Here is an 11,513-nt window from a genome sequence, read left to right on the forward strand (position 1 = left end):
TCACCCTTTGTAGGCATTACACACTTCAATCACTCTTCCCGCATCGTCAAGACTCATTACCTGCGAAATCGGCAAACTGATAATAGTACGATGTATTTCTTCTGTAAGCGGAAAATGCATATTACCGAACTCGCCATAACATGGCTGTTTGTGGGGCGGAACAGGATAATGAATAACCGTCTCTATACCGTTTTCCTGCAAATACTTCTGAAATCCGTCCCTGTTTGCGGTTCTCACGGTAAACAAATGCCATACATGGGACAACTCGTCTTCTACTTCAGGCAAAACAAGCAATGGATTTTTTATTTCAGTTCTGTAGAGCTTTGCTATTTTCCTGCGCGCTTCATTATCGGAATCAAGATATTTCAATTTGACATTAAGGATCCCTGCCTGCAGCTCATCCAACCGCGAATTAACACCCTGATATTTATTGTGGTACTTTACAAGAGATCCATAATTTCTTATTGCACGGAGCCGATCTGCCAAAAAACCATCGTTTGTTGTAATGCATCCCCCATCACCCAGACATCCCAAATTCTTTCCCGGGTAAAAAGAAAACCCACTGGCGTCTCCCAGATTACCTACCCTTTTATTGTTGTAAAATGCGCCATGAGCCTGAGCGGAATCTTCAATAATCTTCAAATTATATTTCCGGGCCGTTTCATAAATCCTTTCCATTTGAACTGCCCTTCCATACAAATGAACCACCATTATTGCTTTTGTTTTGGAAGTTATATTTTCCTCAATCAGATCCGGATTTATGTTGTAAGTGCTGATATCCGGCTCAACCAATACAGGTTTGCATCCATTCTGCGAAATAGCCAAAATCGATGCAATGTAGGTATTGGCCGGCACGATTATTTCATCATTGTTTGAAAAACCATAAGCCTTGATTATCAAACGCAAGGCATCCAGCCCGTTTGCAACGCCAACGGCATACCTTGTTCCACAATATGTTGCAAAATTCTTTTCAAACAATTCACATTCTTTACCCAGAATATAATATCCGGATTCAACGACCTCATCTATTTTCTTTTTTATTTCCGGTCTTTTGTTTATTTTTCCAACATCTAGAAACTTAATCATTTTAATTTTTCATTCTCGATAAGGTTATTTTGAAATCCATTTCTTAAAGTCATCGTATTTTCTGATATATTCCTCTTCATCATAATATTCGCTAGCCAAGACCATTAATTTGCAGCCATACGAAAACTGATGCATTTCATTCCATATGTTTTTCCCTATGTACAGGCCAACATCAGGCCGGTTTAGCCAGATTTTTTCACGTTTTTCACCATCATCCAGCAAAAACTGGCACGAACCGTCTATTGCCACCACTATTTGCTCGCATTTCTTATGGGCGTGACACCCCCTTACTTCATCCGGCAATGTGTCATATATATAAAAAAGGCGCTTTATTTCAAATGGTATATTTTTATTGTTTTCTATTGGCACCAGCTTCCCGCGTGCGTCACCAAAAACCTTAAAATTAAGCAATTTATAATTCATATCATTTTCCATTTAAATACCATTCCACCCTTTTACCAATTCCCGTTTCAAAATTTTCCAAGCCGTCCAACCCGTCTCTCCACTCAGTTTGCGCGCTTATCACATACCGAAATCATGTCCCGGCCAATCAGCAACAAAAACAATCAGGTCGGCAATTTTCTTTTTTGCGCGACCTGTTTTTATCGAGTAATTCACAAACCGTTTTTACAACCTGAACATTGTTACGTTCGCCATGCCCTTCCACCTTGCAGGTTTCACCTGATTTTCCCTGATGGCAGATCAGGTCGATCGCCTTGCAGTGATCCAGTACGTACAGCCAGTCACGCACGTTCTGGCCGTTCCCATATACCGGGATCGCCTCTCCTGCCAGACATTTGCGGATGATGGTCGGAATCAGCTTTTCGCTATGCTGTTTAGGTCCATAGTTATTGGAACAGTTTGACGTCGTCACATTCATGCCATACGTATGGTGATAGGCCCTGACAATGAAATCCGATCCCGCCTTGCTGGCTGAATAGGGACTGTTCGGCGCATACGGAGTGGTTTCCGCAAAGTAGCCCGTCTCCCCAAGGGTCCCATAGACCTCGTCTGTGGATATGTGGTGAAAACGACAGGTTTCGCACCCTTCCCGATATTCACCAGGCGCTGTCATCCAGTAACAGCGGGCGCTTTCGATCAGATTGAACGTCCCCATGATGTTGGTTTCCATAAATGTTCTCGGACCATTGATGGAATTATCAACATGGCTTTCTGCTGCAAAATGAATCACGCCAAAAGACCGTACTTTCCACGTACAGTCCTGGCAGACACGTCTGACAGTGCCTCAATCCCGTTTCGTATGGTCTGTCGGCATCTATAGCAAGCCACTTCATGAAATCCCCGGCATAAGAGAACGGAATTCTTTACTTGGATATTCACATACAGCGGCTTGAATTCTTAACGAAAGGCCTTGATTCATCAGGCCATCCGTATCAGGGTAACTTTTTCAGAAATTCTTCTGAGACGGTGACAGTAGCCTGACTACAAGAAACATTACCTGCGCAAGCCAAACTCTTGTTAATCACATATTTGCTCTGTCAAATATATGTCCGTTAATAAGTATTAACTGACATTTAACCGTATCGCCACTGATGGAGTAATCCTTCAATATTCCATAATAAACAGGCTTTTATGATATCACAAAATATCTTTGAATAGTTTTCTTTTATTGGAAATTTTTATTCGCAATTTCAACGCGAAACAAAAGTACTTTTAAATTCAACAAATTATAAACGCTGTATAGGTTTTAAAAGTCATTAAATAAACATTAATACTTATTAAAAGACCTATCATCGCCGGAAAGTCCTGTACATCAAATTTAAAAAAGAAATCTGGGTAGATATAGTGACTTGTGATTTTGCCAAGGTGAAAGCACTGGTAATCGGAGACATCATGCTGGATGTATTCGTTTACGGCAATGTAAACCGTATTTCTCCGGAAGCGCCAGTTCCTGTTTTCAGGTTTCACCATAAAGTGGAAATGCTAGGGGGTGCAGGCAATGTCGTCGCCAATCTTGCGTCGTTAGGCTGCCAAACCAGTTTTATCGGAATTGTGGGAAATGACGATGCCGGCCAAAAGATTGCCTCTCTGCTGACAGCGACCGGCGCGAATTGCCATTTGTTGAAATTGAAAAATTACCCCACCATCGTCAAAACCCGTTTCGTCGCAAAAACAAACCATCTTCTCCGGATGGATAACGAAGAAGTTCTGCCGGTTATCACCGCACTGCTCCCCAGAATCCGGAAAATTCTTCGCAGAGCCATAAAGGGTGTCGATATCGTGCTGGTTTCCGATTACAACAAAGGATTGTTGACCCCGGTTACGACCCCTCTAGTCATCGAAATATGCCATGAGCTGAACAAGAAGGTCATCATCGACCCCAAGGGAAATGACTATTCCAAATATACCGGCGCGACTTTGCTCAAACCCAACCTGAAAGAGTTTTCTGAAGCGACCGGGAAAAATTACGATCCGCTTTCACCGGATTTTCACCAGGACATTTCACAAGGCGCAGCCTGCCTGTTCCAGAAATACAAGATCAAACATCTTGTCATTACCCTGAGCGAACACGGGATGCTTCATGTATCAGACGCTCCCATTATAAAAATGGAAAAAGTATCCGCCCAAGTCAAGGAAGTCTGTGACGTATCCGGCGCAGGCGATACAGCACTGGCTACCCTGGGCGCATCACTTGGTTATGGGGCATCAATTGGCACTGCCATGAAATTGGCCAACATCGCCGCCGGTATTGCTGTCGGCAAATTGGGAACCGCTGCCATATCGGTTGATGAACTGAAAAAATCCCTGACATCTCGTGAACAGGGTATGGGACATCTTCACCCGAATAACAAAATTGTCACACTGGAACAGGCGAAACGAATTACCGACAAACTGAAAGAACAGGGAAAAATCATTGGATTTACAAACGGCTGTTTCGACTGTTGCCATCTGGGACATCTGAGTTCTTTCATGCAAATCAGAAAACACTGCGATGTACTGATCGTCGCCATCAACTCGGATCAATCTGTCAAACGCTACAAGGGAAAGGAGCGCCCCATACAAAACGAGAAAACACGTTCCATATTGGTAGCTTCCCTGGAATACGTCGATTACGTCATCGTTTTCAGTGAGGATACTCCGCTTGCCCTCATTGATAAATTGCGCCCGGACATAATTGCCAAAGAAGGCTATCCCCTTGACCAATGGCCGGAAGCACAATTCGCCATCCGCTATGGCGCACAAGCCATCGAGCTGGATCGGCTCGAGGGATATTCCACGACATCGCTAATTGAAAAAATGAAAAACTGAAAATGCAGCAATACATCAAAAAACAATTTGACGAACTGATTGGCCATATCACTGATCTGGGCAATCTTTCAGGCGAAATAAACCGGATTGCCGACATTTGCGTAAACGCCATACGTGATGGAAAGAAAATCATTTTCTGTGGCAATGGTGGTTCCGCCGCACAATCCCAGCATTTGGCAGCCGAACTTGTCGGCCGTTATAAACTGGAACGCCCTGCCATCAATGCAATTTCCCTGACCGTCGATACCTCCAATCTGACTGCTATCGGAAACGATTACGGCTACGATGCCGTTTTTTCCCGACAGCTGGAAGGCGTCGGTCAGGCTGGCGACATATTGTTCGGCCTGTCCACCAGCGGCAACTCGAAAAACATTATTCAGGCTTTTGAAACGGCTCGCGCCAAAAAAATTACAACGATAGCGCTTGTCGGAAAAAAAGGCGGAACAATGAAAGAACTTGCCGATTTCGCCCTTCCCGTCCCGGCCGAGACTTCCGCCCATATCCAGGAGTTGCATATTGCAACCGGGCACATCGTCTGCGACCTGATTGAAAAGAAACTTTATCCCCTCTCCTGACATAAAGATGCTGCGCCCATCATGCAACAGTACCTTGAAAGCCTGCTTGAAAAAATTCGTGCATTACGTAACCGTTCAGGAATGACACCGGGGAAAGTGATACCCAAACTCATCTTCTGGAACATCAAATACCTGCTCAAATACAGAAAGCCCCGCTCGACATTCAAAGACAACACGGTACACATTGCCTTTATCCCGCAAGCCGGCATCGGCGATTTTGCCTTTGCGGCAAAGTATGTTTACTGCCTGAAAAAAACCTTCGGGAACAATATCACCATTGATATCGTTGTCGATAATCATTTCGAAGCAGCGGAATGCTTCTGGAAAGGGAAAAAACATATCAATCGACTTTTTAACGCCCACAAAAAACAGAATACCTATGATTGTGAAATCGCGCTGACCCGCTTTCCCGTAATCCGATACATCGACAAAAAAAGAGTCGATCAGGTGGGGTCAGAACGTTTGAAACAATACCTGAAAACAGTCTCCCGTTTTCAGCTGCAAAATCCTCTCCTGTATCAGTCAGATTATCTGGGAAGATGTTATTCCCTGTTACATGGAAGAACACGTGAAAATCAGGCCGACATAGAAAACAGGCTGAGTATGACACAAGTCACTGATTTTCATATCCCTTTGCCGGAAAACGATGAAGAAACATTTGGGAAATTCGGCATAAAAGAAAATGCGTACCTTGTCATCCAAACGGGATCTGGAAAGCATTTCAGAAACGAAAACAACATCCGGCACTGGCCTGTGGAATATTATGAAGAACTGATAGAAAAAATCCGGAAAATCAACCCGTCTATTCCGATTATCCAGATCGGAGAAGCTTATCACAAAACCGTTAAAAATACGGATATAAATTTGCTTGGAAAAACATCATTCAGGGAAATGCTGACGATATTGAAAGGAGCACGGCTTTTGATTTCACAGGAAGGCGGTTTACCGATATTAAGGCATTTTATTTCAAGAAAACCCTCTTGCGTTATTTTCGGGCCAACAGACAAAAATTTTATGGGGTTTGATGAAAATTCAAACTTGAATACCAATAATTGTGAGGGTGGCTGCGAATGGATTTTCGATAATTGGTATAAAACGTGTATAAAAACCGGTAAAAATTCCGGCTGTACGAAGCATACGCTTCCCGAAAAGGTTATTGAATTTACAAGAGATACTATTGAATTCGAATAAGATATCCATACAAAAAAGGTATTTCATAAAAGAAGGAATCAGGAATGTCCAACAAATTTATCTGTTACAACACAACGCGCCAATGGAACCCGGGTGATGAATTTATTCTATTTGGATGTCAGAATTTATGCAAAAAAGTATTCAGTAACGATAATTTATATTCACTTATATACAATCGCAATCCGGATGTCAGACCAATGAATGGAATAACACAGGGATTGAGAAATATAAGATTACCGAATAATTATACTGAAGATTACAATTTCACAAAATATGATGCCTGGCTCAGAATAGGTTTTAATGATAACAGTATCAAATTCAACTCTGATTTAAGCTTTTGTGATCTTGCTGTTTTTGCAGGAACCCCTGAATGGATATCGCACAGATGTATTAACTTCTTTGAACATATCCTAAAAAACAAATTGCCCACATTGATTTTAGGTATTGGCTGGCTAGGCAACATCGACGCACCTATGGAAGCAGTCATAGAGAAAACTTATCTGTTTACAGTACGTAGCAAAATACTTCTGGATCACGATATTGCCAAAAAATACAACGTCGTTTGGATGCCATGCCCTGCATTGTATTGCGTAGATATCGGAAACGAAAGACAAATCACTACATTGAAAAAATGTGCCATTGTTCTTGGAGTAACAAGAACTGTTCCGTTTGCAGGAATAGACGGAAAAACATTCCGGTTTACCGTTGACATTGCCCGTTATCTTCGTAACAAATACAAAAATATCGAATTCAAATTCATAACTCATTATATAGACGACATACCCGAATTGGTCAACCTGTTTGGAAAGGAAAATGTTATCTATCATTATGACAGTTCGGCATATCCTGATATTTACCGGTCATTCGATCTTGTTCTGTCTACTCGTGTTCACGGATGTGGAATAGCGGCATCATTAGGAATACCCAACATCAATATTGCACACGATATCAGAGCAGATACCTGCGAGGGATTTCTGTCAGAAATCATCAATTCAGATTACACACCAACAGAAGTCGATGACGTATTCCGCAAATATCTTGACGATTCCTATATAACAGAATCCAGTACCAATTTGATTCGATATAAACACAGAACCTTTCAGGATTATATTAAATTAATAGCTGAAAACATTCCTGACAAGACATTATCAAGAATAGACTACAGAGAGGATATCTGTTTGCCAAGCGACACCTCCCCCCCCCCCGAATTAAAAGATATCCAAATAAAATTTGGCATAACCAATGAATGAATACTTAAAAACAACCCTGTTATATAAATTGTCCCGTTACAATGAATTGTACGGTGCCAACTCTTATATATCTATATTCAAACTGATCTTTTTCCTAATTCGATGTCTTTTTTACATACCACAAAAATGGAAAAAGGCTCCGCTTTCCAGCGAGAAAAAGTTAAACTCGGTTCCTGGCAGCATTGTTTTCAAAATATCCGGCGGACTTGGCGATCATCTGGTGGCGGCTAATTATATATACGCCTTCAAACAGAAATTTCGCATTGCTCCTGAAAATATCATCATACATTCCGGGAAGTCATTCCGGAATTATATCTTCATGGGAATAACAAAAAACATCTTCAATGAAAGCGCTCCATCAATAGATGCTCCGGCTCTCTATATTGAAATCATCCGTTTTCCAAGAGTAATAACTTCCAATTTTGATATCAGCATATACCATAACGACATTGCACTGAAACAATGGATTGAAAACCAGCTTCTTTTTGAAGAGTCAAACAGGAAATATTTTGAATATGCACCATTCTGTGATGGCGAATCAGCCAATTTATGCATTAATCTTGGCAAAAAAAGGATCAACCAACCGGATATAACAAACGATCTTGGCCTGGAGGAAAAATATTTGTACAAAGGCATCCCCGTCAATACCACCATTCTTGATGAATATGGTCTTTCAGGGAAAGAATTTATAACCATACATCGAGGTGTTGATACGGATCAGGTAAAAGATTCCATTAAATTATGGCCGCTTTCATACTACAACGATTTGATAAAAAGACTAAAGGAAATTTTCCCCGGTATCAAAATCGTTCAGTTAGGTATATCGCATGCACGTTGTGAAACCATGGATGAGATCGATATCAACCTGATCGAAAAAACTTCGCTTCCCGATCTGGGAGGCTTATTGCAGAATGCACGACTGCACATTGATTGTGAAGGCGGTCTTGTTCATTTCAGGCATGCCCTACACGGAGGAAAATCCATCGTTATTTTTGGGCCTACATCACCTGATTTTTTTGGATATTCTGAGAATATCAATATAAGAAGTCCAGCATGTCCAATTCCATGTGAATGGCTTGTCAAAAACTGGCAGGATGAGTGTTTACGTAAAGCAGATAAAAGAATCTGTATGCGAAATTTACATCCTGACATCGTAATATCCGAGTTGACGAAAAATCTGGACAGCGAAAATTACCCATCACAGATAAAACATTAAAATTTGAGGAACATATGTCTATTTTCAACAAATACAGTAAAGAAACCCGAAATCTGTTAATTGGCTTTGAAAAGGAGTTTCGTGATCGATTAATCTCGATCGAAAATGGGATTCATACTATTGCAGAAAAAATTGATCCTGCCCTATCCGATCAAATTCCTAATAATATTTACCGCGGGCATCCTGACCAAGCTTTTGGCCCTTATACTTATGCGCAGCATGGAGAAGACCTGATTTTTGCCAACATTTTCTGGCTGTTAAATATTGAAAATCCATCATATATTGACATTGGCGCCCACCATCCGATAAATATTTCTAACACCGCATTACTTTACAAACGCGGAAGCAGAGGAATCAATATCGAGGCTAACCCCAATCTTATTGGCGCTTTTTATGAGCATAGGCCAAGAGATATCAATTTGAACATTGGAATCAGTGACAAACCCGGAAATCTTGAATTTTACTGTATCGATGAATACTCGGGCAGAAATACGTTTGACAGGAAGACTGCTGAAAAATTCGTTTTGGAAAATCCTGAATTTAAAATCCGTGAAGTAAAAACCGTTGAAGTCAAAACGATCAACGATATTATCCGACAATATGCTAACGGGGTATATCCAGATTTATTATCAATTGACATTGAAGGTCTTGATTACCGCGTTCTTTCATCTGCAGATTTCAGTAAAAGTTTCCCCAAAGTCATTTGCGCTGAAATTACACAATTGAATATGGGTGAAAATATTTGTGAATTACTGGAATCACGCGATTACATTCCATATACATGTACAGTTGGCAATATAATTTTTATTCACAAGAGTGTATACAGGCCTCTCTTCTCGAAAAAATAAATAGTCTTCTTAAAACATTATTTTATTCTTTTAACTTTTTTGTTTAGCAATCCAAATGCCGATGAAATCATTCTGGGATACAGGAACCTGAATGAAGCTCAGTAAAATATACACAAAAGCACGTTTGCATGAAAAATATTTATCCTGCCATTCTTATTACAAGAATAGCAGAATCTTTTTAACCACACAGCATTAAGGAATAGTATGTTCCCCCCCAAAAAATAAACTCAATAAACTAAACGACAGGCTTATAAACATTGATAATAAAACCGATAATCTCCCTGAATTACGACAAAGGCTCATTAATATTGAGTTAAAGATTAACGAATTGAGCGATATAATCGCCCGCGCCCATAAAGATAAAAATTATATTTTTCAAACAACGATTTCAGATTTATCTTTTTTATTTCAGGATACCTTAACTTCATATACCGTTCCCGCAGTTACTCGTGAAATGAAAAACTCTGAATATAACTTTGAAGATATAGTTTTTTCTCCAGGAGATTGCGTCATTGATATTGGTGCAAACGTTGGAATTGTTTCTATATATCTTGCGAAAAAGTATCCATTTTTGAAAATATATGCTTATGAACCTGTAAAACGAAATTATGACAATTTCGTCAAAAACATAAAATTAAATCAAATACCAGATGGAATTATATTTGCAGAAAACAAAGCTGTCACAAAAGACGGGCGAAAAATAAAGATGAATTTCGATATTCGAAATAGTGGCGGTTCATTTGCAGAAGAAATTGACAATCATGAAAACATAAATACCGGAATAACTGATACTGTAGATTCAATTTCATTGGACAACATTCTTCAAAAATATTCTATAAGGGATCTCAAATTATTAAAAATAGACTGTGAAGGTTTTGAATATGAAATCTTATACAATACCAAACCAGATAACCTAAAGAAAATTCGCGCTATTCGTGGCGAGTTCCATAATTCCAGCAAAAACAAAAACGCAGAAAATCTTTTAAATTTTGCAAAAAAATACATTCCTAACATTTCCATATATATTCATGAAGGATAACCTTAATATTAATAATTTGCTTTTTAATAAACTTATTTTCAAAAAAGCAAATTATAAAATATTTACTTTAATCATGTTTATATAAATAAAATAAAGGAAAGAAAAAAAATGGGAATATTTATAGGTTCAAACAGACTGCTAGATCGGTTACGTACCATCCGCGATATTCTTAAAATGGATATAGAACAATTAGAATGGGACGCACTAATCAATCTTGATGAGAAAATATTAAATCAGTTTCGGCAAATGGTTTTCGAATTTCACAACCTCTATAACCCCCGTCGCTATTCACAAATATGTAAGGTATTGGAAAAACTGAACAAGACACATCAATGTGTACACGTACATGGTAACAACTACGCCCCACGGAGATGTTCAAACACACTCGTTATGCCTTACGCTCTGGAAGTTTTATATGCCCGAAAAGAAAGCTACGAATTTTTACCAAGCCAGCATTTCTATCCACGTGAATTCGACATGCCATGCAACCCTGATGCCGACAAAACAGTACTGGGATACTGGAACCTATGATCCCAGATACCACTCAACCGTCTTGACAATGCCGGTATCAAAATTCTCCTCCGCCCTCCAGCCGAGTTCTTCGGTCAGTTTGGTGGCGTCGATGGCATAGCGCAGGTCATGCCCTGGCCGATCTGTCACAAAACTGATCAGATCGGCATATTTCCCTTCTTTTCGCGGTTTTTTTTCGTCCAGTATCCGGCAGACTGCATGCACGATCTGAAGATTGTGCCGCTCATTATGTCCTCCCACATTGTAGGTTTCACCTGATTTTCCCTGATGGTAGATCAGGTCGATCGCCTTGCAGTGATCCAGTACGTACAGCCAGTCACGCACGTTCTGGCCGTTCCCATATACCGGGATCGCCTCTCCTGCCAGACATTTGCGGATGATGGTCGGAATCAGCTTTTCGCTATGCTGTTTGGGTCCATAGTTATTGGAACAGTTTGACGTCGTCACATTCATGCCATACGTATGGTGATAGGCCCTGACAATGAAATCCGATCCCGCCTTGCTGGC

Annotated in this window: 13 protein-coding genes; 8 read left to right on the top strand and 5 right to left on the bottom strand. The window is 40.3% G+C overall.

Annotated features, from left to right (window positions below; all coding sequences use genetic code 11):
• From OFAG_RS10030 to OFAG_RS10040, 3 genes are all read right to left on the bottom strand, one after another.
• A complete protein-coding gene (locus OFAG_RS10030; protein WP_005876255.1) occupies window positions 1-1,086 on the bottom strand; it encodes a DegT/DnrJ/EryC1/StrS family aminotransferase in 1,086 nt (361 codons plus the stop codon).
• 24 nt (window positions 1,087-1,110) lie between these two features.
• On the bottom strand, window positions 1,111-1,521 hold the full coding sequence (locus OFAG_RS10035; RefSeq protein WP_231371695.1) for a sugar 3,4-ketoisomerase: 411 nt from the start codon (window positions 1,519-1,521) through the stop codon (window positions 1,111-1,113).
• Window positions 1,522-1,636: 115 nt separating this feature from the next.
• Window positions 1,637-2,278 carry a dTDP-glucose 4,6-dehydratase gene (locus OFAG_RS10040; RefSeq protein ID WP_051347031.1) on the bottom strand — a complete coding sequence of 214 codons (642 nt, stop codon included), beginning with the start codon at window positions 2,276-2,278 and terminating at the stop codon, window positions 1,637-1,639.
• Window positions 2,279-2,892: 614 nt separating this feature from the next.
• Between OFAG_RS10040 and OFAG_RS10045 the strand changes: the two genes are divergently transcribed.
• Together OFAG_RS10045 and gmhA are read left to right on the top strand one after the other, a co-directional pair.
• Window positions 2,893-4,356, top strand: a complete 1,464-nt coding sequence (locus OFAG_RS10045) for a PfkB family carbohydrate kinase (protein ID WP_005876252.1) — start codon at window positions 2,893-2,895, stop codon at window positions 4,354-4,356.
• Between the two features lie 2 nt (window positions 4,357-4,358).
• A complete protein-coding gene (gene gmhA, locus OFAG_RS10050) occupies window positions 4,359-4,931 on the top strand; it encodes a D-sedoheptulose 7-phosphate isomerase (RefSeq protein WP_020995236.1) in 573 nt (190 codons plus the stop codon).
• Between the two features lie 75 nt (window positions 4,932-5,006).
• Here the strand turns inward: gmhA and OFAG_RS14215 are convergent, their stop codons facing one another.
• Complete coding sequence (locus tag OFAG_RS14215) at window positions 5,007-5,294, bottom strand: hypothetical protein (RefSeq protein WP_187138739.1); 288 nt, start codon at window positions 5,292-5,294, stop codon at window positions 5,007-5,009.
• Window positions 5,295-5,534: 240 nt separating this feature from the next.
• On the opposite strand from OFAG_RS14215, the gene OFAG_RS14220 reads away from it, so the two are divergent.
• The 6 genes from OFAG_RS14220 to OFAG_RS13030 all read left to right on the top strand — a co-directional run bounded on the left by OFAG_RS14220 (window position 5,535) and on the right by OFAG_RS13030 (window position 11,006).
• Window positions 5,535-6,122 (top strand): glycosyltransferase family 9 protein, encoded by a 588-nt coding sequence (locus OFAG_RS14220; RefSeq protein WP_187138738.1) that lies wholly within the window; start codon window positions 5,535-5,537, stop codon window positions 6,120-6,122.
• A gap of 44 nt (window positions 6,123-6,166) precedes the next feature.
• Window positions 6,167-7,372 carry a polysaccharide pyruvyl transferase family protein gene (locus OFAG_RS13495; RefSeq protein ID WP_020995237.1) on the top strand — a complete coding sequence of 402 codons (1,206 nt, stop codon included), beginning with the start codon at window positions 6,167-6,169 and terminating at the stop codon, window positions 7,370-7,372.
• Complete coding sequence (locus tag OFAG_RS10065; protein WP_005876248.1) at window positions 7,365-8,588, top strand: glycosyltransferase family 9 protein; 1,224 nt, start codon at window positions 7,365-7,367, stop codon at window positions 8,586-8,588. Before OFAG_RS13495 ends, OFAG_RS10065 begins: the two co-directional genes overlap by 8 nt.
• 14 nt (window positions 8,589-8,602) lie before the next feature.
• Window positions 8,603-9,436: an FkbM family methyltransferase gene (locus OFAG_RS10070; protein WP_005876247.1), complete on the top strand. Its 834-nt coding sequence runs from the start codon at window positions 8,603-8,605 to the stop codon at window positions 9,434-9,436.
• A 328-nt stretch (window positions 9,437-9,764) separates the two neighbouring features.
• Entirely contained in the window at window positions 9,765-10,475 is a 711-nt protein-coding gene (locus tag OFAG_RS10075; RefSeq protein WP_005876246.1) for an FkbM family methyltransferase, read from the top strand.
• A gap of 108 nt (window positions 10,476-10,583) precedes the next feature.
• The gene (locus tag OFAG_RS13030; protein WP_005876245.1) at window positions 10,584-11,006 is read left to right on the top strand and encodes a class I SAM-dependent methyltransferase; all 423 of its coding nucleotides are present in this window, start codon (window positions 10,584-10,586) and stop codon (window positions 11,004-11,006) included.
• Here OFAG_RS13030 and OFAG_RS14380 read toward each other — a convergent pair.
• Window positions 11,001-11,513 (bottom strand): dTDP-glucose 4,6-dehydratase (locus tag OFAG_RS14380; protein WP_020995238.1); only part of this gene is annotated, 513 nt, incomplete at its 5' end. The two genes, OFAG_RS13030 and OFAG_RS14380, sit on opposite strands and share 6 nt — an antisense overlap.

It is taken from the genome of Oxalobacter paraformigenes, from assembly GCF_000158475.2.
In the GTDB taxonomy this organism is placed as follows: Bacteria; Pseudomonadota; Gammaproteobacteria; order Burkholderiales; family Burkholderiaceae_D; genus Oxalobacter; species Oxalobacter paraformigenes.